Annotated in this window: 22 protein-coding genes; 13 read left to right on the top strand and 9 right to left on the bottom strand. The window is 39.2% G+C overall.

Annotation, left to right across the window (positions count from 1 at the left end; genetic code table 11):
* Positions 1-90 precede the first annotated feature (90 nt).
* From AB669_RS00715 to AB669_RS00700, 4 genes are all read right to left on the bottom strand, one after another.
* Positions 91-2,007, bottom strand: a complete 1,917-nt coding sequence (locus tag AB669_RS00715; RefSeq protein WP_047797367.1) for a long-chain fatty acid--CoA ligase — start codon at positions 2,005-2,007, stop codon at positions 91-93.
* 108 nt (positions 2,008-2,115) lie between these two features.
* Positions 2,116-2,442, bottom strand: coding sequence for an iron-sulfur cluster assembly accessory protein (locus tag AB669_RS00710; protein ID WP_047797366.1), 327 nt, complete (start codon positions 2,440-2,442; stop codon positions 2,116-2,118).
* A 76-nt stretch (positions 2,443-2,518) separates the two neighbouring features.
* Positions 2,519-2,932: a Fe-S cluster assembly scaffold IscU gene (gene iscU, locus AB669_RS00705; protein WP_047797365.1), complete on the bottom strand. Its 414-nt coding sequence runs from the start codon at positions 2,930-2,932 to the stop codon at positions 2,519-2,521.
* A gap of 100 nt (positions 2,933-3,032) precedes the next feature.
* Positions 3,033-4,244 carry an IscS subfamily cysteine desulfurase gene (locus AB669_RS00700; RefSeq protein WP_047797364.1) on the bottom strand — a complete coding sequence of 404 codons (1,212 nt, stop codon included), beginning with the start codon at positions 4,242-4,244 and terminating at the stop codon, positions 3,033-3,035.
* Positions 4,245-4,364: 120 nt separating this feature from the next.
* On the opposite strand from AB669_RS00700, the gene mce reads away from it, so the two are divergent.
* The 13 genes from mce (at position 4,365) to AB669_RS00635 (ending at position 19,440) form a co-directional block, all read left to right on the top strand.
* Positions 4,365-4,772 carry a methylmalonyl-CoA epimerase gene (gene mce / locus AB669_RS00695; RefSeq protein ID WP_047797363.1) on the top strand — a complete coding sequence of 136 codons (408 nt, stop codon included), beginning with the start codon at positions 4,365-4,367 and terminating at the stop codon, positions 4,770-4,772.
* A 209-nt stretch (positions 4,773-4,981) separates the two neighbouring features.
* Positions 4,982-5,230 (top strand): type B 50S ribosomal protein L31, encoded by a 249-nt coding sequence (locus AB669_RS00690; RefSeq protein ID WP_010601831.1) that lies wholly within the window; start codon positions 4,982-4,984, stop codon positions 5,228-5,230.
* Positions 5,231-5,302: 72 nt separating this feature from the next.
* Positions 5,303-6,469, top strand: coding sequence for a putative sugar nucleotidyl transferase (locus tag AB669_RS00685; RefSeq protein ID WP_047797362.1), 1,167 nt, complete (start codon positions 5,303-5,305; stop codon positions 6,467-6,469).
* A 40-nt stretch (positions 6,470-6,509) separates the two neighbouring features.
* On the top strand, positions 6,510-7,271 hold the full coding sequence (gene tpiA, locus AB669_RS00680) for a triose-phosphate isomerase (RefSeq protein WP_047797361.1): 762 nt from the start codon (positions 6,510-6,512) through the stop codon (positions 7,269-7,271).
* A complete protein-coding gene (prmA, locus tag AB669_RS00675; protein WP_047797360.1) occupies positions 7,272-8,120 on the top strand; it encodes a 50S ribosomal protein L11 methyltransferase in 849 nt (282 codons plus the stop codon).
* Positions 8,121-8,140: 20 nt separating this feature from the next.
* Positions 8,141-9,493 (top strand): UDP-N-acetylmuramate--L-alanine ligase, encoded by a 1,353-nt coding sequence (murC, locus tag AB669_RS00670; RefSeq protein ID WP_047797359.1) that lies wholly within the window; start codon positions 8,141-8,143, stop codon positions 9,491-9,493.
* Between the two features lie 121 nt (positions 9,494-9,614).
* Positions 9,615-9,935, top strand: coding sequence for a helix-turn-helix domain-containing protein (locus tag AB669_RS00665; RefSeq protein WP_047797358.1), 321 nt, complete (start codon positions 9,615-9,617; stop codon positions 9,933-9,935).
* 101 nt (positions 9,936-10,036) lie between these two features.
* Entirely contained in the window at positions 10,037-10,615 is a 579-nt protein-coding gene (locus AB669_RS00660; RefSeq protein ID WP_047797357.1) for an RNA polymerase sigma factor, read from the top strand.
* 109 nt (positions 10,616-10,724) lie between these two features.
* Positions 10,725-11,873: a FecR family protein gene (locus AB669_RS00655; RefSeq protein ID WP_053058189.1), complete on the top strand. Its 1,149-nt coding sequence runs from the start codon at positions 10,725-10,727 to the stop codon at positions 11,871-11,873.
* 193 nt (positions 11,874-12,066) lie between these two features.
* Positions 12,067-15,447 (top strand): TonB-dependent receptor, encoded by a 3,381-nt coding sequence (locus AB669_RS00650; RefSeq protein WP_197082293.1) that lies wholly within the window; start codon positions 12,067-12,069, stop codon positions 15,445-15,447.
* An 11-nt stretch (positions 15,448-15,458) separates the two neighbouring features.
* Positions 15,459-17,102 carry a RagB/SusD family nutrient uptake outer membrane protein gene (locus AB669_RS00645; RefSeq protein ID WP_047797356.1) on the top strand — a complete coding sequence of 548 codons (1,644 nt, stop codon included), beginning with the start codon at positions 15,459-15,461 and terminating at the stop codon, positions 17,100-17,102.
* A gap of 27 nt (positions 17,103-17,129) precedes the next feature.
* Positions 17,130-18,275 (top strand): SusE domain-containing protein, encoded by a 1,146-nt coding sequence (locus AB669_RS00640; protein WP_047797355.1) that lies wholly within the window; start codon positions 17,130-17,132, stop codon positions 18,273-18,275.
* A gap of 49 nt (positions 18,276-18,324) precedes the next feature.
* A complete protein-coding gene (locus tag AB669_RS00635; protein WP_047797354.1) occupies positions 18,325-19,440 on the top strand; it encodes a glycoside hydrolase family 76 protein in 1,116 nt (371 codons plus the stop codon).
* A gap of 39 nt (positions 19,441-19,479) precedes the next feature.
* Here the strand turns inward: AB669_RS00635 and AB669_RS00630 are convergent, their stop codons facing one another.
* The 5 genes from AB669_RS00630 to AB669_RS00610 all read right to left on the bottom strand — a co-directional run bounded on the left by AB669_RS00630 (position 19,480) and on the right by AB669_RS00610 (position 25,538).
* Positions 19,480-20,598 (bottom strand): hypothetical protein, encoded by a 1,119-nt coding sequence (locus tag AB669_RS00630; RefSeq protein ID WP_047797353.1) that lies wholly within the window; start codon positions 20,596-20,598, stop codon positions 19,480-19,482.
* A gap of 72 nt (positions 20,599-20,670) precedes the next feature.
* Positions 20,671-20,862 carry a hypothetical protein gene (locus tag AB669_RS00625; protein WP_047797352.1) on the bottom strand — a complete coding sequence of 64 codons (192 nt, stop codon included), beginning with the start codon at positions 20,860-20,862 and terminating at the stop codon, positions 20,671-20,673.
* Between the two features lie 88 nt (positions 20,863-20,950).
* Positions 20,951-21,517, bottom strand: coding sequence for an SMC-Scp complex subunit ScpB (scpB, locus tag AB669_RS00620; RefSeq protein ID WP_047797681.1), 567 nt, complete (start codon positions 21,515-21,517; stop codon positions 20,951-20,953).
* Positions 21,518-21,766: 249 nt separating this feature from the next.
* The gene (locus AB669_RS00615; RefSeq protein WP_082120547.1) at positions 21,767-24,763 is read right to left on the bottom strand and encodes a sensor histidine kinase; all 2,997 of its coding nucleotides are present in this window, start codon (positions 24,761-24,763) and stop codon (positions 21,767-21,769) included.
* Positions 24,753-25,538, bottom strand: coding sequence for a LytTR family DNA-binding domain-containing protein (locus AB669_RS00610; RefSeq protein WP_047797351.1), 786 nt, complete (start codon positions 25,536-25,538; stop codon positions 24,753-24,755). The genes AB669_RS00615 and AB669_RS00610 overlap by 11 nt, the downstream gene beginning before the upstream one ends.
* Positions 25,539-25,592: the final 54 nt, after the last annotated feature.

The following is a 25,592-nucleotide window of genomic DNA, read 5'->3' as shown; positions in this document are numbered from 1 at the left end:
ATTCGTCATTGCGAGGAATGAAGCAGTCTTAAAGCATTAGAAATTCATTTTTTTTGTTAGAAGTGTTTCGCTTTTACAGCTGCAGTTATATTAAGAATCGGCCACAACACCCTCCTCATACATGTCATTGATAGCACCGGCATATTTCTTTTCTACGATTCTACGCTTTATCTTCATCGTTGGTGTAATCTCACCCTCATCAATATTAAATGGATTTCGTTTAATTTTGAAATTCTTAATCCTTTCGAATTTGGCTAATTCATTTGAAATCTTTTTAATGTCCTGCTCTACCCATTCTATAATTTCCTTATCCTGTATAAATGGATCTGCTTCCTCAAAGAATGATGGCTTTAAATTAAAGGTTTCTTCCAGGGTTTCCCTGTTCGGGATAATAATCGCTGTGATGAATTCACGTTTATCGCCGATTAAAAATAACTGATCAATTTTTGGACTTTTTAGATAAATATTTTCCACAGGAGTAGGATAAACATTTTTCCCGTAAGCATTAACAATCATGTTTTTCAACCGATCTGTGATTTGCAGGTTTCCTTTGTAAAAACGTCCTATATCACCGGTATGAAACCACCTGTCGCGGTCAATCGCCTCCGCCGTTTCTGCTGGCTTGTTAAAATAGCCTTTCATAACGCAATGCCCACGTACGATTACTTCGCCCTCTGCACATTCGAAAGATTCGTCGAAAGTGTGATGCGTTTGAATGTTAATGATCTTTTTAGTATCCACGTCCTGAATTCCAACCTCAATTCCTGGAATAACCCGGCCAACAGTTCCATATACCTGTCTGTGGTATTCCGTTACCGACATTACGGGAGAGGTCTCTGTTAAACCAAAACCTTCTAAAATTTTGATGCCAAGGTCGCCAAAAAACTCGCCTACGTTTTTAGGCAAAGCCGCTCCCCCTGAAATCATAAATTTCAGTCGGCCACCCGTTTTTACTTTGATCTTGCTGAAAACCAATTTCTCGGCTATAGCTTTTTTAGCCGACAGGATTAAACCGGGGTTTTCTCCGGCTTCTTTAGCAATACGGTACTTATTTCCGGTTTCCAATGCCCAGGTAAATATTTTGGCTTTTGTACCGCCGGCTGCAGTTCCTGATTTGATGGCTTTATCATGAATTCGCTCTAAAAGTCTTGGCACGCAACTCATTACCGTTGGACGAACTTCACCCATGTTTTTTGCCAGTAGCTCTAAGCTCTGTGCAAAGGCAATTTTACAACCCTGAGCACAGCAAACATGGTAGGTGGCTGTCCGTTCGAATACGTGAGATAATGGCAGAAACGACAGAAATGTTTCGGTTTGATCAATAACTGGAATCTGTTGTAGGCAAACCTCAACGTTTTTAACAAAATTATGGTGCGTAAGCATTACACCCTTAGGTGTTCCGGTTGTTCCGGATGTATAGATTAATGATGAAACATCTTCCGGCAGGACCATGCTTCTGCATTGCTCAATTTCTGCCTTTTCGGCCGCAGTAATCTGATGTTTAAGTGCCAGTATATCTGAAAAAGCAATCACGTCCACGTTAACATCTGCGGGGACAGTTACTTTTTCAAAATCTTTAAAAGTTGGGATAATATATTTCAGGTCTTTGCAGTTAGCAGCAACTTTAAGCACCTTGCGGTAGAGGAAATTGTTTCCCACAAGAATCGATTTGATCCCCGAATCGTTAATGATGTACGCCACTTCCTGCTCAGATAGCGTAGGGTAGATGGACACATTAATCGCACCAATCTGTTGTATACCCTGATCGTAGTAAACATATTCTGGCGAATTTTCGATCATTAAACCTAAGCGATCCCCTTTCCTAATGCCCCTTTCAAGAAAATAAGCAGAAACGGCATCAGCCCTTTTGAGTGTATCTTCATAAGAAATTTCAGTCCATTCAGCACCCTGCTTGTGAATCAAAAAGGTATCCTCGGGCTTGTGAATGTTTTTAATCACATTCCTCAAGAGTGTAGGTATTGTAGAAAACTCGTTAATTAATGGCATCGCTGTTATTTGGTGTTCGTTATTTTAACAATTATAATGCTTTTTGGTTTAAAAATGCAAAAGGGCCCCGAAAATATCGGGGCCCTTTAAAATATGTATTAAGTTGTACTAAACGGAAAAACTCTCGCCGCAACCGCAAGTACGACTGGCATTAGGATTTACGAAATTGAAACCTTTACCATTCAGACCATCAGTAAAGTCTAATTCAGTACCAGCCAGATAAAGGAAAGATTTCATATCCAATGCAATTTTAATCCCCCTGTCTTCGAAAAACTGATCGCCGGTCTTTTCTTCATTATCGAAATCTAAATTATAAGATAATCCTGAACAACCACCGCCTTTTACTGAAACCCTTAAGAAGTAATCAGAACCCATTTCGGAATCCTGCATTAGGTTATCAATCTTGTCTTTTGCCTTATCTGTTATTGTTATCATAGTATCGAGTATTTAGTATAAAGTATCAAGATTGGAATTCAAGACTTGATACCTGACACTGATTTCTTGTTACTTATTAGTGATGTGATTTTTCCAATACGATAGCTTCTAGACCATTTTTAACACGGTAATCGTTAATGGCAGATTTAATCGCATCTTCTGCTAACACCGAGCAGTGAATTTTTACAGGAGGTAAAGCCAGTTCTTCAACAATATCCATATTGTCGATTGTTAATGCCTCATCGATAGTTTTTCCTTTTAACCATTCTGTAGCTAAAGAAGAAGAAGCAATTGCCGAACCACAACCAAATGTCTTAAATTTTGCATCTGTGATTACGTTGTCTTCACTTACCTCAATTTGTAAACGCATTACGTCACCGCACTCAGGTGCACCAACTAATCCTGTACCTACAAATTTACTATCTTTATTTAATGTACCTACGTTACGTGGGTTATTGTAATGGTCAATTACTTTTTCTGAATATGCCATGATTTTATGTTTTTAATCTCCTTACCGGAGCAATTTTCTTTTAATTTTTTAATGTTAAGCGTTTAACCTTTTACCTTAAACCTTAACACCTTCAACCTTCTTAGTGTTCTGCCCACTCAATTTTACTCAAATCAATTCCTTCTTTAAACATTTCCCATAGTGGAGAAAGTTCTCTTAAGTGGTTCACCGCTTTTTGAGTAATTTCAATTGCATGATCAATATCTTCTTCAGTAGTAAAGCGACCTAAACCATAACGGATAGAAGAGTGTGCTAAATCATCCGACAGACCTAAGCTTTTCAATACGTAAGATGGTTCTAAAGAAGCCGAAGTACAAGCCGAACCTGAAGACACTGCTAAATCGCTCATCGCCATCATTAATCCTTCACCCTCGACATATTTGAAAGAGATGTTAGCTACGTGTGGTAAGCGGTGTTCAACATTACCATTTACATAACTTTCTTCCATTTGATTCAATGTAGATTCTAAACGGTCGCGTAAGCCAGATAAACGAATCGCTTCACTTTCCATTTCTAAACGGCAAAGTTCGCAAGCTTTACCTAAACCCACAATACCTGGAACGTTTAGCGTACCAGAACGCATTCCGCGCTCGTGGCCACCGCCATCCATTTGAGAAGTTACTTTAACCCTTGGGTTTTTCCTGCGTACATAAAGCGCACCAACACCTTTCGGGCCGTACATTTTGTGTGCAGAGAAAGCCATTAAATCGATACCGTCTGCATTAACATCAACAGGGATTTTACCAACAGCCTGCGTAGCATCTGTCATAAATAAAGCACCATATTTGTGCGCAATAGCAGAGATTTCTTTTACCGGCTGAATAACACCGATTTCATTATTTCCGTACATAATGGAAACTAAAATGGTTTCAGGAGTCATGGCAGCTTCAAGCTCCGCAAGATCAACTAAACCATCCTCTTTAACGCCAAGATAGGTTACCCGTGCACCATTTTTTTCAAGGTGCTTGCAAGTATCCAGTACGGCTTTATGTTCAGTAACCGCAGTAATGATGTGGTTACCTTTTTCTTTATACATTTCAAATACACCTTTAATGGCTAAGTTATCAGCCTCAGTAGCACCTGATGTGAAAATCACTTCTTTTTCAGTACAGCCGATTAATTTGGCCACCTGTTCACGAGCATAATCTACGCCCTCTTCTGCAACCCAACCAAAAGCATGGTTACGACTTGCGGCATTTCCAAATTTCTCAGTAAAGTAAGGTAGCATCGCTTCCAACACACGCGGGTCTAAAGGTGTTGTTGCGTTATTATCTAAATATATCGGCTGTTTCATCTCTATTCTGTTAATTATGACTACAAAGATACGAAAAAACTTTTTGAAGAATTATAATTAATAGCTATGAGCTTATAGAGAAAAGCTGCATTTTTACATTCAACCAACCGTTTTAAAATCATGAACAAGATAGACCATATCGGAATCGCTGTGAACAGCCTGAGTAAGTCGGTACCACTCTACGAACTTTTACTGAATACGTCATGCTATAAAACTGAAATAGTGGCCACCGAGCATGCAAACACTGCTTTTTTAAAAACAGGTGAAAATAAGATTGAGCTTTTGGAAGCAACGTCTGATGAAAGTATAATCGCTAACTTCCTCCATAAAAAAGGAGAAGGGGTACATCACATTGCCTTCGCAGTAGATGATATTCTTGCTGAAATGGAACGACTTAAAGCCAATGGTTTTACCCTGCTGAATGAAATCCCAAAAAAAGGTGCCGATAATAAAATGGTATGCTTCGTACATCCAAAAAATACCAATGGTGTGCTGATCGAACTTTGCCAGGAAATTAAATGGATTTGAGGATATTGATTGAAATTATATGTTGTGTTCGTTTATGGTTCCAGAAAAAATATAAAATAGGTTTGTAAATCAAAAATAAAATTAGGATATTTGCATCCTCTAAAATAGAGGTAAGAAAAGACTAATAGAAACTGTCATAAGCGTTGTTGCCAGCAAATTGCAAAAATGTTCTTGATGCTTTCACACAAATAACTAAAAATAATATTCAAATGAAAAAAGATTTGCACCCATCAAGCTACAGACCAGTTGTTTTCAAAGACATGTCTAACGAATATGCTTTCTTAACAAAATCTTGCGTAGATACTAAAGAAACAATTAAATGGGAAGATGGTAATGAGTATCCTCTTTACAAATTAGAGATTTCTCATACTTCACACCCTTTCTATACTGGTAAAATGAAATTGGTTGATACAGCAGGACGTATCGATAAATTCAAAAACCGTTACGCTAAGAAATAATTTTAGCACTGAAAAGCATTTTTTAAAGTCCCTTTGCCAAAAGCATCGGGACTTTTTTTATTTTTGCTGCTTATGACAATCAATCTTTTTGATGATTCCAGCTGGGCATCCCTTCGTCCATTAACATTTACAAGGCCAGTAGCCGATTTACGTGTCGGTATTTTAACCATCGCAGAAAAATGGGCTAAATACTTAAATGCCGACTTTGGTTTTGTCACCCAAGATTATCTTTCGGTAAAATACCCTGAAAAGGCTAATCCCTCTTTATATATAAACGGTTCCATTTGTCCCGATGAAGGTTTGCTTGAAGCTATAATTTCTTTAAAGGCCGGGGAAGTGCTCTGCAAGGGAGATGTTTTAATTGCTCATCACCACGATATAGACAACCGTGATTTGGTAACATTTAATAATGAATTTCAATATAACAGAGATTTTGTACAAATCATTTATCCCGAACATATCTTCGCCAATAACCCAGCCGAAATAAGAAAAGATTTTGAACTGTTAACCAAAGGGCGTACTTCGGCTAAAATCAGCAGTACAAATCAATTACTGGGCGAAGATATTTTTTTTGAAGAGGGTGCAAAAGCAGAATGCAGTGTATTAAATAGTGGCTATGGCCCCATCTACGTTGGTAAAAACGCAGAAATCTGGGAGGGAAGTCTGATCCGCGGATCTTTTGCACTTTGCGACAATTCGTCAATAAAAATGGGCGCCAAAATCTATTCCGGTACAACAATTGGCCCCAATAGCCGTGCAGGAGGGGAAATCAATAACTCCGTAATCTGGGGTAACTCAGCCAAAGGTCACGACGGGTACCTGGGCAATTCAGTATTGGGCGAATGGTGTAATATTGGTGCTGATACCAATAACTCTAACCTGAAGAATAACTATGCTGAAGTGAAGCTATATGATTATGAAAGCAAAAACATGCGGAATACGAATTTGCAGTTTTGCGGTTTAATTATGGCCGATCATTCGAAATCGGGTATCAATACCATGTTTAATACGGGAAGCATTGTTGGCGTAAGTGCGAATGTTTTCGGTGGAGGCTTGCCCCCAACTCATATTCCCGACTTTAGCTGGGGCGGGGCCAATGGATTCGAAAACTACAAACTGGATAAGATGTTCGAAACTACAGAAAAAGTCTTCGCCAGAAAAAATATAGCTTTCGATCAAACCGAAAAAGAAATTTTGACTAATGTTTATGAGTTAACGACAGCTCACAGACAGTTTTAATATAACCACGATCTTTTCGAGATCATTAATCAATAATATAATGAGAAAAAAAATTGTAGCCGGAAACTGGAAAATGAATTTAGATTATAACGAAGGTGTTTCGTTATTCAGTGAAATCGTAAACATGGTAAAAGATGAACGCAAAGGCGATCAGCTTGCTGTAATTTGCGCTCCGTTTATTCATTTAAACAGTTTAGCGAAATTAGGTGGTAGCGATGTAAAAATCGGTGCTCAGAATATTCATGATAAAGAGAGTGGTGCTTACACAGGCGAAATTTCTGCCAAAATGGTGAAGTCAGTAGGTGTTGAATATGTGATTTTAGGTCACTCGGAACGCAGACAATATCAGGCTGAAAGCAATGAACTTTTGGTAGCAAAAACCAAAATAGCCCTGACAAATGATTTAAAGCCTATCTTTTGTATCGGTGAAACTTTAGATGAACGTAATAACGGAAGTTATTATGAAGTAATTAAAAAACAACTGGTTGAAGGATTGTTCAGTCTTTCCGAAGAAGATTTTAGAAAAGTAGTGATCGCTTATGAGCCGGTTTGGGCCATAGGTACAGGTTTAACCGCAACACCAGAGCAAGCTCAGGATATCCATGCCTTTATCCGTTCCGAAATTGAAGCAAACTATGGCTTTAATGTTGCAGATGATACATCTATTCTTTATGGCGGAAGCTGTAACCCTGGTAATGCAGCAAGCCTGTTTTCACAAAAAGATATCGATGGTGGTTTAATTGGTGGCGCATCATTAAAATCACGTGACTTTACAGATATTATTAAAGCATTCAACAGCTAAATGCAGTACACAAAAGCAATATTTACATTCGAAAATATCGAAGACTATCAACAGGATTTGCTCATTAGCGATCTTGCAGAATTAGGCTTCGATACTTTCGAGGATAGTGAGGGAGGATTTACTGCCTTTGTCATTAAAGATAACTTTTCAGAAACCACCCTGCAAGACCTTTTAGATACTTATGCTGATGATTTTTCAGCTGAATACAGCCTGGAAGATGTAGCAGATGAAAACTGGAATGCAGAGTGGGAAAAAAATTTTAGCCCGCTCATCATTGATGATGTTTGCTATGTTAGGGCAACTTTTCATGAGCCCCAGCCTTCTTATCCATACGAGATTGTAATTGACCCCAAAATGTCATTTGGGACCGGACATCACCAAACTACCACCATGATGATGCAGTATATCTTGTCAGCCGATCTTAAAGATAAAGAAGTGCTGGATATGGGTTGCGGAACAGCTATTCTGGCTATTCTGGCAGGTAAACTTGGTGCAAAAATTTTAGTCGCAATTGATTATGATGATATATGTTATGAGAGCACAATAGAAAATGCGGCACTTAACCACATCAGTAACCTTAAAGCCATATGTGGAAGTAAGGAAGTGATTCCTGACGAAGAATACGATGTGATTTTTGCCAATATCAACAGAAACATTTTGCTCGATCAGATTCAGCGTTACGCCGAAGTATTAAAAAACGACGGTAGAATATTTTTTAGCGGATTTTATTTAGAGCCTGATTTAAGCATGATCACTGCTGAATGTGCAAAATATGGCATTAAATATATTGATCATAAGCAAAATGGCGATTGGGTTGCCGCTCAGTTTGAGAAAAGGGCAGAAGGATAGTATATAAAAATAACAGCATCATGCGTATACATTTTATTGCAATTGGTGGAAGTGCTATGCACAACCTGGCCATTGCACTTCATAAAAAGGGGTATCAAATCACTGGTTCAGATGATGTCATTTTTGAGCCTGCAAAATCACGCCTGGATAAATATGGGTTACTGCCTGCAGAAATGGGCTGGGATGAAAGCCGCATCACTATAGATCTTGATGCGGTTATTTTAGGGATGCATGCCAGAATTGATAACCCCGAATTACTAAAAGCACAGGAACAGGGGATTAAGATATATTCTTATCCTGAATATATTTACGAGCAAAGTAAAAATAAAATTCGTGTAGTCATTGGCGGAAGTCACGGTAAAACTACCATTACCAGCATGATTTTGCATGTGCTCAACCACTATAACCGCGATTTCGATTATCTGGTAGGGGCACAGCTTGCCGGTTTCGAAACCATGGTTAAAGTTACAGAAGAAGCACCTGTAATGATTATTGAAGGGGATGAGTATCTGTCATCACCAATTGACAGAAGGCCCAAATTTCACCTGTATAAGGCAAATGTGGCTGTTATCAGTGGTATTGCATGGGATCACATTAATGTTTTTCCAACCTATGCCGACTATACCGCGCAGTTTGATAAATTTATAGATACCATTGAAGAAAACGGAACGCTGATTTATTGCAAAGCAGACATGGATTTAAATACCATTGTTGAGCAATCAAATGCAAAGATTAATAAAATTGGTTACGCCATTCCGGATCATGAAATTGAAAATGGAATCACTTATTTATTACCAGAAAAAACGCCTCTTAAAATTTTTGGTGATCATAACCTGATGAACCTGAATGCGGCAAAACTGGTATGTGAGCAGCTTGAAATTAGTCAGAGACAGTTTGATCTGGCTATATCTACATTTACAGGTGCAGCCAAACGCCTTGAAGTGATATCTGCCGATGAGTCGACAAATGTTTATAAAGACTTCGCTCACTCTCCTTCCAAGCTTAAAGCAACGATAGATGCAGTCAAAACTCAGTTCACTACCCGTAAATTGGTTGCCTGCATCGAATTGCACACTTTCAGCAGTTTAAATAAAGATTTTTTAAAGGAATATAGCGGCGCAATGGATAAAGCCGACGAGGCCATTGTGTTTATTGATTTAAAGAGTTTTGAACAAAAACAGATGAAACCCTTTTCAGAAGAAGATGTGCAAAAGGCCTTCGCAAATCCAAAACTGAAGTTTTTTAATAGTGCTGCTGATCTGAAAGTATACCTGCTTAGCTTAAATTATAAAGATACCAATCTTTTGATGATGAGCTCCGGCAATTATGCAGGTTTTGATCTACCGGAACTGGCCGCTGAATTATCCAGGTAGGAAGATAGTGGGTATAAGATACTAGACTTGAGAAACGAGATTGGGGACCTGAGAATACGCCAGCCGGATTGGACATTTTTCAACTTATATCTCAAGTCTCATATATCAATCTATAAGCAGAATGAAAAGCATAGGAAACCATATTAAGGAGTGCAGGGTAGGGCTTGGGTTAAGTCAGGCAGGTGCCGCAAAACTACTCAATATTTCTACCCCTGCTTTTTGCAAGATCGAAACAGGGCAAACTGATCTGAACCTTTCGCGGCTCTATCAGATTGCAAAGGTTTTCGATGTAGATGTCATTACCCTGATTTCAGGTAAGCCCGTCCACTCCACAAATAATGAAGATATCGTATCCCTAAAGCAAAAGCTCGAACAAAAAGAAGAAGAAATCCATAAACTGCGTAAAAAGGTAATTGATCTTTACGATAAACTTGGGATATAGTCAGCAGGCAGTTCCACAAAATTTTCCAATATCCAGCTCATATTGCTTAAACAAAAGATTTTTCATTTATATTTGGATTAAGAAACTAACCAAATATTTAAATGTCTGCCCCTTTTGACCTGGACAATGATGTAGATTTATTGATCAAACTCAAAAAGGGTGATCAATCTGCTTTCAATATTTTGTACAAAAAGTATTGGTCTTACGTATTTGATACTAGCTACAAACGCGTAAGAGACAATGCATTAGCGGAGGATATTACGCATGATGTATTTATACAACTATGGAATATTCCTAAAACAACTCTTATTTCAAATTTCAAAGGCTATTTGTATGTATCAGTGCGCAATCGTGTATTTCGTATACTTCAGCAGCAATCCAGGTTTGTCCCAATCGAAGATGTCATTAATGAACTCGACAAGCGCTGTTCCCAAAGCTCAGATGCTGAATTGCTTTTCAAAGAACTTACCCAGGCATACGCCGCATTGATACTCGATTTAACGGAACAACAACAAATGATCTACGACTTGAAATACGCACAGGACTTTTCGCCTGATGAAATTGCCGAACACCTTAATTTATCACCGAAAACTGTCCGTAACCAAATTGGAAAAATTAATTTCAAGCTGCGCTCCAGCCTGCTCGCGATCAATGTAATAATTTATTGCTTTTTACAATAAAATTAATATCGCTGTAAATCAATAGCTTAACGTATATCTATTATCTTTTCATTCGCTTTCACGGGCAAAATTTCAGTTATTGTATCTATAGTATATAACCAAATAGATTATGAAACTGGATAAGGCCGATTTCGACCAGATATTGCAAAAGTATTTGAATGGTCAGGCGGGTAAAAAGGAAACAGATTTCCTTCATGCTTATTATAACGCCTTTGAGCAATCTCAGGATTTTACCAGTCAGCTATCCGATGAAAAGCGTTTAGCACTGGAAAAGCATCTGCAATCCAGAATTTTGAAAAACCTCGGTAATAAAAAGCGTTCACGTACCCTTAATCCTTTTTTCTTAAAATATGCAGCCGCGGTGATATTGATTTCAGGTATAGCACTTGCTTATTTTATATTTTCAGGCCGGCTAACCCGTCAAAACAAATTTCCACAACTTGTAGAAAAGCAGCATCAAAAAAGTAAGGAAATTGTACTTACCCTTGCGAATGGAAGCCAGATTAATTTAAAAAATGGTGTTCTTGCCAGCGCTGTACAAGAACTTGGTGCAACGGTTAAAAGCAAAGAGAATGGTGATTTAGATTACCAGGCGCTTTCTGGAAAACCTGCACAAGAATCATATAATCAGGTAGATGTGCCTGCCGGAAAACAATTTAAGATCACATTATCAGATGGTACAAAGGTTTGGCTAAATGCGGTATCTTCTGTGAAATATCCGGTAGCATTTCAAGATGCTCAAAGAGTCGTTTACCTTACTGGTGAGGCCTACTTCGAAGTAAGCAAAGATAAGACCCGGCCATTCATTGTCAAAACCAAGCAAAGTTCAGTAGAGGTAACCGGTACCGAATTCAACATCATGTCACTACCGGAAGAAAACGATGTGAGAACTACCCTGTTAGAGGGAAGCGTGAATGTAGCCTATGCGAACAGCTCAGTCAAACTTATCCCCGGTGAAGAGGCAATCAGTAACATTCCCAATCATACAATAATAAAATCAAAAGCTGATATCGAAAATGCAATTGCCTGGAAGTCGGGATATTTCATATTTAATCATCCATTGAAGGATGTGATGGCAACACTTTCCCGATGGTATGGGGTCAAAATTACCCTAGATCAAAAGCTGGAGAAATCAACCATTGCCGGTAAATTTTCAAACAAAAGGAGCCTCCTGCAAATTCTCACCTATATGGGGAAACTTAAAGGTTTCAGCATTCAGGTTCAGGGAAATGTTTTCGAGCTTACTTCCAGAAGATAGTCCAGCTATCATTGGCACAATAAAATAAAACGTTTTAGCTAATTATTTACTAACCAACTATAACTAATTACTATGAGTCAATATTTCAATTCGGAATAGGTTTGCTGCCTATAGCATTATTCAGGGGAGCCCTGCAAATAATTCGTTTAACATGATTTAATAAATAATTATCGCTTAAATCTTCCAATAACATATGAATATAAACTACTTGCTTAAATACAGCCAGAAATTGTTGGCTAAGCTTTCACCGCAAATCCTCACTAAACTAGTGGTGATGATGATGATTCTGACTGTAGTAGAAGTCAGTGCAAAGCCAACTTATGCGCAAAATGTGAGCTTAAACATCAAAAAGGCTAGCATTACCCAAATTCTTCAGTTGCTAATCAAACAAACTGGCTACGAGTTTCTCTACGAGCCCGACGAATTATCAGCTTATCAGAGTGAAACGTTGAACATGACCAACAAACCACTAAGAGAGGTTTTGGATGTTGTTTTCAGCAATAAATCTTTAAAATACAGTATCCAGGATAACATCGTGATTATTGAACGGTTAAAGCCCGAACAAACGAAGGCGATGCCCGTTACCGGGCAGGTTGTTGATGAATCGGGTTTACCGGTACCTGGAGTAAGTATTAAAATAAAAGGTGGTGCCCTGGTTGGTCAAACCAATAACAATGGTGAATTTTCGGTACAGGTGCCTGATGAGCAGGCTATTCTGCAATTCACGGCGGTTGGATTTGAAACTCTTGAAAAAGCGGTAACTACCGGTAAGATGAGGATTGTGATCAAAGCTGCCATTAATACCATGGAAGATGTAATTGTTGTTGGATATGGAACAACTACCAGAAAAAAGATCGCCGGCGCAGTTGATCAGGTAAGGGCTTCACAGCTTGCTAATCGTCCTACGGCCAACCTCACCCAGGCCCTTCAGGGTGCAGCCCCAAGTTTAAGTATTCAGCAGCGTAGCATGGATCCGAACGGGAATACTACAAACCTTAACATTCGTGGTGTAAGCACTATGAATAGCAATACGCCACTTATCGTAATAGATGGACTCATCAGTGATGGCAGCAGCTTAAATAAACTTAATCCGGCAGACATCGAAACGGTGTCTATCCTCAAAGATGCAGGTGCGTCGGCAATTTATGGTTCAAGATCTGCCAACGGTGTGTTATTAATTACCACCAAAAGGGGAATGAAAAACCAGGGTCCGGTAATCAGGTTAGATGGGCAGATTGGGCTACAGGATCCTAAAATTTTATTTACCCCTGTTGCCGGCTACCAGAATGCCACATTAAAGAATTTATCGCTTACCAACGTAGGAATGGCCCCTCAATTTAGTCCCACGCAGATCCAGGATTTGTATGCCCATGAAGGTGAAGAAGACTGGTATTTTAACCAGATCCTTAAAACAGCTACCCAGCAAAATTATAATGTCAATGTATCAGGCGGCGGCGCAAATACCACTTACCTTTTTTCGGGCGGATTTTATGATCAGGGAAGCAACTACGAAGGCAATTATGGCATCAAGCGTTACAATTTGCGCTCAAACATCACAGCCGAGTACAAGCGCTTTAAATTCAGCTCCATATTAACCTACACCCGAAACAATTCAAATGCAAGTACTGCAAGCAATGCCATTGTAAATTCATCACGTATACCAACATATTACTATTATAAAATGGTTGCCCCGAATGGTAAATACCTTGTCAATGATGTATTAACCGACCAGAACCCCCTGGCTGAATTGAGGGATGGAGGATATATCAATTCTGATAACAACTATTTCAATGCTAATCTTAACGTTGAAGCCAGACTATTCGACGGCCTGAAGTTTAGAGGGGTGTTCGGAGCCGACGTGATCAATGATCATCGCTTTACCAGAAGAAAACAAATTCCACTCTATTCATCTGAGACTGCAACAGCGCCTTTGGTATTCATGAATTCTACCAGAAACACAGAGGATTACAATCAACAGGTTTCCTTACTGAATTATCAGCTTCTACTGGATTATTCAAAAACACTAGGAAAACATAGCATTACCGGATTGTTTGGTGCGAGTAATGAATCCTATACAAGGCGTGCAAATGAGATCAAGTATAAATTTACCGATCCCATCCTGGGAACTCCCACAACAGGTACAGAGATTGATCCAACCAGTTACGGATCTTTGGGGGCAACAACCGAAAATAGCATTAATTCATTATTTGGACGGGCGGGCTATGCCTATGCCGACCGCTATACTGCTGAATTTAATTTCCGCTATGATGGTTCTTCCAAGTTTGAAAAAGCGCTCAGATGGGGCTTTTTCCCTTCCGGATCAGTAGGATGGTCGCTCTCAGACGAAGTTTTTTTTGCCAGATATAAAGAAAAAGTCGGCGACCTGAAACTAAGGGCCTCCTATGGACTGCTCGGTAATCAGGATATCGACTCTTATCAGTTCCTCACTTCCTACACACCTTACACCAATTCCTATGGATTTAATAATGTTGGTGTCACAGGTGCCGGTTTTACTTTCGGAACCCCTAATTTACTTTGGGAAGTAACCCACACACTCAATATCGGTGTAGATGCTGATTTTTTCAATAAAGCTTTAACGGTGTCATTTGATTATTTCAGTAAAACCACAAAAGATATCCTAATAAGCCCCACAATTCCCTCCGTATTCGGCACAACATTAGGAAAGTATAATGCGGGTCAAATGAGAAATCAGGGCTGGGAGCTCACAGTTGGGTACCAGGTTAAAACAGGAAGCTTCAATCACAACTTCAGCGGGAATATCGGCGATTCAAGAAACAAAGTCCTGAAATTCGTTGGCGATGAGCAAATCACCACTGCCGACAACATCAGTAAAATTACACGTGTTGGCCTCCCATTCAATTCTTATTATGGCTATAAAATCAGTGGCTTATTCCAGAGCATGGAAGAACTCGAAACTGCAGCATTACCCGTAGGCATGAGCGCGTCTGATTTGAAACCCGGAGATGTGAGGTATACAGACAGAAATGGCGACGGAGTAATCGATTCTAAAGACCGTTTTGTCTTGGGTAACGCTTTCCCAAGGTTCACCTTTGGGTTCAACTATAACCTCAATTATAAAGGATTTGATTTCGGGATGCTTTGGCAGGGTGTAGGTAAACGCGATATGGTTGTTCGTGGCGAATTAATTGAGCCCTTCCATGAAAACTATTCTTACGTCATTTATAAGCACCAGCTTAACTACTGGACACCAACCAATACCGATGCCACTCAACCTCGCTTAACACCTGCAGGGGCTACACCTACAAAAAATAACTATCAAATGGGATCCGATCTCTATCTTTTTGAAGGTAGTTACATCAGGTTAAAAAATATTCAACTTGGTTATACTATACCCAAAAATATTTCTCAAAAAATAGGTATGCAAAAATTAAGGGTGTTTGCCAATGCGCAGAACCTGCTTACGTTTAGCGCAAATTCCTGGATCGATCCTGAATCTTCAGAATTTGATTCAAATATGTCGGGTTCTGCCAATAGTGCAAGAAACTATCCGACATTAAAATATTATGGTTTAGGCTTCAACATAGAACTTTAACAGGAGAGAATATGAAAAACAAAAGAAAACTTACCACTCCGCTATTTGCCGGTATTTTATTCCTGATGGTATTTGGTGCCTGCAATAAGCTGGATACTATACCTACGAACAAATTTACAGACGCAAATTTCTGGCAATCTGTAGAGAACTCTGAACAAATGGTTAATATGGCTTATAACCAGATGTTTTCTGCCGACAAAATGTGGAATGATGAGGCGTTGAGCGACAATATTTTTGAAGGACGAACCAATACTGCGCAGCGATCCATCAGAAACGGCATCGCCGATCCGAGCCTTGATCTTTTCAGCAGCGAATGGAAGTGGGGTTACGAAGGACTTAAGAGCTGCCATGTATACCTCGCCAATATTGATCTGGTTCCAGGTATGGACCCGGTACTAAAGAATAAAAGAAAAGCTGAAATCCGCTTCATTAGGGCATCTATCTATTTCAGACTGGTCAATTTTTTTGGTGCAGTACCTTTTTTTACCAAGGATGTTAGGCTGGATGAATCCGGTACAGTAGGTAGGACCCCTAAAGCGACTATTATGAGCTTTATACACCAGGAACTGGACGAAATTATACCGCTTTTGCCTAAAAAAGAAAACGTTTCAGCTGCCGATAACGGTCGTATTACCAAAGGAGCAGCCTGTGCTTTCCAGGCAAGGGCCTATCTTTATGAAAGTAACTGGGCTAAAACTGCAGAATACTGTCAGAAACTAATCACCAATGGTGCAGAATTCGGGACTTATAATTTGTTCTCTAGTTATACAGGATTATTTACTGCAGCTAATGAGTATAACTCAGAAGTAATTCTGGATTATGGTTATGTTCCTGCGGTTAAAACCTGGTCGAAGTTATATGACGCAGCCCCGCTGTCGGTGGGTGCCCGCCTAAATGCCTACGCGCCGGTTCAGGGTCTTGTTAACAACTATCTAACCATAAATGGCCTAGCAATAGATAAAGATCCGTCATACAATGCCGGCAATCCTTATGTTAACCGCGACCCAAGGCTGGCAGCTACGGTAGTTTTTCACGCAGGAAAATGGACAAACTTTAACGGAACTGAATCTACAATTTATATCCGGCCGGGTACAGGAAGTAATAGCACTGAACGTGCCGACAACTATGTTAGCGCGAGTTCAAATTCCACCCCAACAGGTTATTATGTGAAAAAATACTATGACCAAACTGCTACGGCAACTTTCGCATCTGGGTTAAATATCATCATGTACCGCTATGCAGACATCCTTCTGATGTATGCTGAGGCAAAATTCGAAATGGGTCAGCTTGATGCCACAGTATGGAACCAAACCATACGGGCCATACGGAACCGCGCAGGCTTCACAGCGGCTACCGCCCTGGATTATCCATCTACACTATCCACAGCTGATATGCGCAGCCTCATCCGCAATGAACGCCGTAGTGAATTTGCTTTGGAAGGCCTCAGATATTTTGATATTGTACGCTGGAAAGCAGGCACACAATACCTCAATGGCTATGTTTACGGTGCCAGATTTCTCAATAATAATACAGAAGACATTCGTCTGGATAATCGGAAATTTGACGAATCAAGGGATTATTTATGGTCTGTTCCACGTTCACAGATGGACTTAAATCGTAACCTCCAGCCCAATAACCCAGGGTACGCAAACTAATTTTTAACGACTTTAAAAAAGACTAATATGAAAACAAACTTTAAAATCGGAATTTTCCTTTTTATACTGAGCAATTTTGCCGCTTGTAAATCTGATGATATGATCTACAAAGACGCCAATGTAAGTCCAGTAAACGCACTTTACGAGCCAATTAACAATAAAACGATCAAGCTACTATCTTCGGCTTCTGCTTCTCTCTATTTCAACTGGGAAGCAGTAAAAGTAGAAGATAGTGGTGCCGCATTGTATGAAGTTATTTTCGACAAAGCAGGTGGTGATTTTAGCAAACCGATCTATCGTACTACCTCAGATAATAATGGCTACTCGAACGGCGCTACGGTTACCCATAAAATTATGAATAAAATTGCTTCACTGGCAGGAATCCAGCCGGGTGGAACAGGAAATCTGATCTGGACTGTTGCCTCATCGCGTGGTATCAAAACGGTCATGGCCAATGAGCGGAGAACCATTAGCGTAACCAGCTTAAATGGCTTCGTAGATATTCCTGATGAGGTATTTATTACCGGTGAAGGGTCAGAAGGAGGTAGCACACTTTCTGCTGCCTTACCGTTCAAGCTGAACGCACCCGGAGAATTCGAGATCTACACCAAACTGGAGGCTGGTAAAACCTATTACTTCGTTGATCGTAAAACCGGTACACCACGCGTGTTCTATTCCACTGATAACGCAACGCTTCGCGAAGCTGCGCAAACCGGAACAATTACGCCTTCAAAAACAGCTGTCTATCGCATTAACCTCGATTTCACTACCGCAACCCTCGCATATACGGAAATAAAAAGTGTCGGACTATGGTTTTCCCCAAGTAATGCAATTACTTTAAATATGCCCTATCAGGGTAAGGGTGTGTGGACAGGCACTGGTGTAGTCAACTTTAAAACCGAAAGCTGGGGCAAAGATCAACGCTACAAATTTCAAATTGTTACTTCCGTTGGGGGGAACGATGTGGTAAAACAATTCGGTACACTTAACGGAACCGATTCTGCCCCGAATGATGCTTCTGCACCATCATATTATTTTGTTAAACTGCTCGCAAACGTTACCCAGTGGGATGATAAATGGAAATTCGCAGATAAAGTAGATGGTAAATCATCCAGCATTTCTTTAGTATTAAAGGGTGATGCTGCCTATACCCATACAATTGTTGTAAACTAGTATCGATGCGGCATATGCTATAAACGTGTGCCGCTTTAAACTGAAAAGGATGAAAAAGTTATTAATATGTTTAGCCCTTGCCGTTTTTATGGCAGGCTGCAGCAAAATAGAAGATGAGTACCGATATGGTGAGCCACAAGCCGTAGATTGGACATTAGCAGCCAATAGCAGTACAAATGCTTTGATCTCACAGTTCTGGAATAATGACGGCTATTTTAACTACGGCAGTAATGGATCTGATAAAGGGTTTCAGTACTGGCCCAATGCCCATGCAATGGATGTAGTAATCGACGCATACATCAGAACAGGAAATGAGACTTACAAATCATACTTTGATAAATGGTTCGCCGGCATCAAGGTAAAGAATGGTGGTACGTATTTCAATACCTTTTATGATGATATGGAGTGGAATGCACTTACCATGCTCAGGTTGTATCAGGTAACCAAAGAAGAAAAATATTTAACTGCTGTTAAGACCCTTTGGACGGATATTGCTGCCGGATGGAATGAGACCTATGCCGGGGGGGGAATAGCCTGGATGAAGACCCAGTTATATAGTAAAAACGCCTGTTCAAATGGTCCTGCCAGTTTGCTTGCCATCAGGTTGTTTAATCTGACAAAAGAAGAAACCTATAAACAATGGGCATTAAAAATTTATGAATGGCAGAAAAACACTTTGTTCGAGAGGGCAACAGGTGCAGTCTATGATAATATCAATGGTAATACCAATGCCATCAGTACGGTTGCTTTAACTTACAACCAGGGAACTTTTATGGCATCTGCCGTGGAGCTATATAAGGTTACAGGTGATAAAGCCTATCTGAATGATGCACAAAAAATAGCGAATTTTACCCTCACTAAATGTATAGATACCAGTAATAACATCCTGAGGAACGAAGGTGACGGAGATAATGCGTTGTTTAAGGGTATCTTTATGCGTTATTTTCTGATTCTGCTTCAGCAAGGTGATCTCACTGATGCCTACAGGACAAAGTTCGAGACATTTTTTAATAACAATGCTCAGATTGCCTGGACCAAAGGCGCATATCCTACAACATTGCTGTTCGGCCCGTCATGGAATGAAAAGCCATTAGCCGAAGCACAGCTCACGGCTCAGGCTAGTGGCTGTATGATGATTGAAGCACGGGCAGCATTTAAGAAATAATTTGCATGAGGGCGCTGTGGTCACACAGCGCCCCTTGTACTAAAACACCTTGCGCATCGTTAAATGCTTTTTCCCGAACGTAGCACCCGTAGCCTTGTGTATCGCAATCATCTGCTCGTTAAAATCGCCCACCCAGCTTAATTCCAGTTCCTTATATTGGTTTTTAGGCAGTACATATTCCCCAAGTCTGATAAAAAGAACTGATTCCAGTCCGTGCTTTTGAAATTTAGGCTTAGTGCCCATCACAATTGCCCGCATGCGTGTAACGCCAACCCACCTTCTGTAAGCAAATTTTAGTTTTTCAATTAATCCCAGTTTACCATCAAAACCTTTAATCATCTGGTTAGCATCTGGAATCAAAACCACAAAAGAGGCGGGTTCTCCGTTAAAATAAGCAAATTGAATCAAATGCTCATCCATAATGGGCTCCATACTTTTAAAACTTTCCTGCAGGGTTTCTTTCTTTATCGGAACAAAGTTTTCAAAATCCTGCCATCCATCGTTGTAGATTTCCATCAAATCATCGATGTATTTTTCTGAATTTGCTTTGCTGAAATACTCAAAAGTATAGCCAGGTTTATTTCTTACCCAGTTCGCAATTTTCGTAAAGCGCTCCGGGAAGGGAATGGTTAAATTAATGTGATTGGTCAGCTGCTCATATTCGGTCAAGAACCCGTAAGCATCAAAAAACTTCTGGTAGTAAGGGAAGTTATAATTCATGCCGAATGACGGAGGGGTAAACCCTTCAACAAGTAATCCCCAGAATGAATCGTTTTCCCCAAAATTAATCGGTCCGTCCATCGCTTTCATGCCATTTTCGATCAACCAGGCTTTTGCGGTGTCAAATAGCAGGAAGGCAGCTTTTTCATCATCAATACATTCAAAGAAACCAACGCCTCCTGTAGGCTGCTCGTAATTAAAAGCTTTTTTCTCATTTATGAAAGCCGCAATTCTTCCAATAAGATGCCCTGAATCATCCTTCAAAACCCAGCGTGTACATTTGCCGTGGTTAAAAAAAATGTTTTTATCAGGGTTGAAAACATTTTCTACCTCGCTGTCAAGCGGGCAAATCCAGTTTTGATCGTTTTTATAAAGGATTTTTGGAACTTTTAAAAAGTCTTTCTGTAATGAAGTATTGCTTACCGATATAATTTGCATGGGCACATTTTAAAGTAAAAAGCACCCTGCCAAAAGGCAGGATGCTTTTCCAAATATATAGTTTTTTATCTACTAGTAATCGTCATCGTCATCATCAAAATTATCGAAATTGTCCAGATCATCTAATGGCATATCAAAATCATCTTCATCTTCATCCTGAGATTTCGTTTTCGTAGTTTGAACGTCGTCATCTTCAAGATCATCATCTTCATCTACCTGTTTTTTGGTAGTTGGCTTAGTAGGGAGTTTCTTTGGCGCTTTCATAACACAAAAATAAAAATTGCTTTTATAGTTTAAAAATACAAAAAAACTTTTTTTAATAAAGGGTTGAGATCAAATAAATTAAAATCTTCTACTCCATAATTTCGCCTACTGTATTCTCTTCCCTGGCAATATCTTTTAGCTGCGGAAGTTGATTTAAATGATTTAGACCGAAGTAATCCATAAAAAGTGCACTCGTGCTATATAGAATCGGACGGCCAGGAGTTTCTGCTTTTCCATCAATGCTGATCAGCTCTTTTTCCAGCAAACGCTGAACAGAATAATCTGAATTTACCCCTCTGATTTGCTCTATTTCCAGCTTGGTAATGGGCTGCCGGTAAGCAATAATGGCCAATGTTTCCATAGCTGCCTGACTCAGTTTCTTCTTTGACCGGTGCAGCTGCAATTGGTTTACTGTTTCATGATATTCCTTCTTAGTCAGAAACTGATAACCTTTGTTGAGGTTCACCAGTTCTAACGCAAACCTTACATCACTGTACTTTTCTTTTATCGCATCTAAACATTCAAAAATCTCTGTTTCAATGTACTCTTTATTAAATACGGCGTTAAGGGCTAAAATAATTTCGTGTACACTAATGCTTTGAACAGATGAGAAGATCAATGCTTCAACATGTTGCGTAAGATTGGCTTGTGGCATATACAAAATTAAAATTTTTGACATAAAAAAAGCGGTCTCGCTTTAAAAAACAAGACCGCTTTCAACACACAAATGAAACCTGAATTAAGATATAGTTTTAGGTTAGGTTATTAAATATCTATATCAATTCTATAAGAACGTTTTGATAAACACTATCGTTTATTTCTAACACAAGTTTAAGGCTAAACAGGGTGTGGTGTAACTTCTATTTAGTAAGTGGTATTAATAATTGAGTAAACGGTAAAAATGCTATTTCAGTGGTATGCATATCGATACTGTTGTACCATTCTCATGGTTCTGCCTCACATTGAGGTGTATAGGTTTTGCTCCAATCTGTCCTAAAAGATTCAAACGCTCTTTTGTAAGTTGCATTCCTTTGCTAACGTGTGTTCCTTTTTTATCCCGCAATGAATTCTCTATGCCAATTCCATTGTCAATAATTTCGATGTTAAGGTAATGTTCGTTTTTTAAATTAATCCTGATCAGGATCTGTCCTCCTGTTTCTTTGGGCATTATGCCATGCCATATCGCATTTTCAACATAAGGCTGCAGCAACATTGATGGAATAAAGGTTTCTTCTCTATCAATATCCTCCTCAATCTCAAAAATATATTGAAGCTTGTCGCCAAATCGGTTCTTTTCAAGTTTTAAATACAGATTCAGGTATTCAATCTCCTCCTCCAGTGAGATATAGCTTTTAGTACAGATCTCGAGATTTTTTCTGATCAACCTGGCAAATCCTGTTAAAACACGATTAGCAGATGCCGTATTTTGAGTATTAATGTAGTGCTGAATGGAATTCATCACATTGAAAACAAAATGAGGGTTCATCATTGCCTGTAAGGCCTGTTGTTCGAGCATTAATACTTTATTTTTAACGAGGAGCTGTTCCTGTTCTTTATCTTTTTGCTTCCGGGTGATGTTTACGGCAACCTTATAAAAAATATAGGCGACTAACAGAATCAAGATAGATAGAAACCATAAGCTTTGCCAAAAATGCTTTTTTATTGTGAAACTGATTTTTGCAGAAGGCCCCCAGTTGCCATTCTGGCTCTTCGCGCATACTTCAAAAACGTAATCTCCGGATTGTAGTGAAGAAAAATCCAACCTGCGGGTTCGGGTTTCCACCCATGCCGAACGTTCATTCAACCGGTAACGATAGGTAATGTCGCCAGTAGTGAAATCAACGGCACTAAACGTAAAGAGTATGGTGTTGTTACCAGTTTCGAAAGTGAAATTGCCTTTATTTACGGGTAGTCGCTCATTATCCTTAATGATCGACGTAACATATACCTTCGGCAGATTCTTACTGATATTGATATTATTGTATTTAAATAATATCAATCCTTTATTAGTGGCAAAGTAAGCTGTACTATCGTCAATAAAAAGGTTATTAATATCATCGCCCAGCAAATCTTTACCATAATCAAAATTCGCAACACTTAAATTGTTAGGATAGTCAGCAATTTTATTTACCCCCTTATTGGTAAGCACCCATATCTCATCATTTTTCACAAAGATTTTTGTGCAGATGTTGTTCGTAAGGCCATCTTTCTGCGTTACCTGTTTAACAATCTGATCCCCTTTGTAAAAAATTAATCCATAACCGTCAGTTGCAAGAATCAAAGTCCCGTCTGCCAGTTGCTGGATATCGTTAATCCGTTTGGTAAGAAGCGGGTGTTTTTCAAAGTGTTTGATGAGTTTTCCGGCAATAAACTGAGATAAACCACTCACATTTGAAAACCATAAACTGCCCGACCTGTCGTAAAACACATGGTACGACCGGTCTTTGAAAAAATCTTCTTTCTCCTTGTATTTGAATGAATTAAATTCAAAATTATTAATCCTGTCAGATAGAAATACCACACCAGATGATAAGGCGAGCGCCAGATGGCTGTTATTATCATCAAGGCTAAAATGTTTGATCACAAACATCAGGTTGTTTGATTCTTTTAAGTAACTGACTTCACTCGTTGATTGATAGATGTTTTTAAAAACCCCCATCCCGTAATCTGATGAAAAGTATACGGACTGATTTTTCTTATCAAAATTAATTTGTTTAATCGTCTTGTATTTTTTGAAATCATCCAGCCCATATTCCTCTACCTGATAATTGCTGATGTTTAAGATATCAATAACCGCGTCGTCCGTTCCAAGCCATAATCTGTTTTTTCCGTCTTTGGTTATACTTTTGATTACATTACTGCTTAAACCAGATTCCGCATCAATGATCGATAACCTGTTATTCACGTTCGGGAGCATGAATATCCCTATATTAGTAGCAAACCACATGTTTTGGTTGTTGTCTTTAACGACCTGATTTACTGATACGTCCTGAAGATATTGCACGGTTTTTCCACTCTTGTCTAAAGCAAAGGCGCCGTTCGCATTTGCCAGCCACACTTCCCCTGAAGTTTGGTTATAATAAAAGTAACCAGACATGTTTTTGATCAGGTTCTGTGGAATAGAAACCATTGATTCTATTTTTCCATTTTTAAATAACTTGAAACCTTTCTGATCAATATAAGATAGCGAATGGTTAGGCTGTGTGTCGGCAGCCAGATATGAAATGGGCTGAACATTTGATTTAATGACGTTAAAAGTTTTACCGTTAAATTTCTGAACGCTCTGGTCACTGAAGGCATATATATTTCCCTGTTCATCTTCGTGGATAAAGGCATTGGTAAACTTGTCTTCATGGTTAGGGGAAATGTATTTTTTGATCATTTTCCCATCCCAGCATACAATCAGATTCGAATTGGTACCCAACCAGATCCTTCCTTTTTTGTCGATAATGAAAGATACAATCACTGTATTTAAACTCAGTTTTTTTAAGAGCGCATTGTTATCCTGATTGTAGAATTTTCCATCCTGCAAATAGCTCAACTGTCCGTTTAAGGCAAAAAACCAGATACGCCCGTTTTTGTCTTCGGCCATGCGCAAAATTTGTGTATCCGGGAGGCCGTCTTCAATCGTGAAATTTTGAAAATTGGTGCCATCGAAACGGCTCAAGCCATTATCTGTAGATATCCATATAAACCCCTTGGCATCTTGCAGAATATAATAGCAATTGTTGCTGGCAAGGCCGTTTTTCGATGTGTAGTGAGGCAGGTAGGTGGTTTGAGCAAAGGCAGATGGACACCTCAACAAAATAGCGGCAGTGAATGAAAATGCAAATACAAGCGCTGCAATGCGTGTTGAGATCCGATTGCCTTTAGTGCTGATATTTATTCTTTTAATGATCACCGCTCACTTTGGTAAATAATTTTATTTTTTCGAAAAAATCGCTTGCCCGCCTGCGGGAAATATTGATACTCTCACCGCTCTTTAAGAAAACCTGGAGTCCGTTTTTTGAATTGTATTCTTTCAGGTGGTTTAGGTTGATAATACTTGATTTGTGAATCCTGGCGAACTGATCATTCGGAAGCAATTCTTCAAATTCTCTCAATACCTTAGAAACCGTAATCTTTTCCTTGTTAATCAGGTGTACAACGGAATAATTGCTGTCTGCCTCAATGTAAATAATTTCATCAACGTCGATCATTTTAAAGCCCTGCCCATAAGGAAGTGTTAGTTTTCTGATCTCTGATTTGGCACTCAAGCTATTGGCCAGATTGCTCACCCGCTCATCATTTTCATTTTGATTTTGAAATAGTTTAATATGTTGGGTAACTTTTTCTACTGCTGTCTTCAGTTCATCAATATCAATTGGTTTCAATAAATAATCCAGTGCATTTGCCTTGATTGCTTTCAGGGCATACTGGTCATAAGCCGTCGTAAATATAACTGCCGCTTTGTGTTTTTTTGCATCCGGAATCAGGTCGAAACCATTTCCGCCTGGCATGGCTATGTCTAAGAAAATCAGGTCGATAGGATGGTTGAATAAGATTTCTTTTGCCTCTTGTACAGAACGAGCAATTCCGGTAATTTCTATCTCCGGACAGTTCTGCTGAAGAAGAAAAAATAATGAAGATCTCGCAAACTCTTCATCGTCAACAATAATGGCTTTTAATGTGTTCATGGTGTTGTGTTGGTGAATGTATTAAAATAGCCCCACAAAAAAAAATACGATTAC

The organism is Pedobacter sp. BMA, assembly GCF_001027745.1.
GTDB lineage: Bacteria > Bacteroidota > Bacteroidia > Sphingobacteriales > Sphingobacteriaceae > Pedobacter.
Note: the sequence above shows the minus strand (reverse complement) of the source record. Positions and strands in the feature narration are given on the sequence as shown.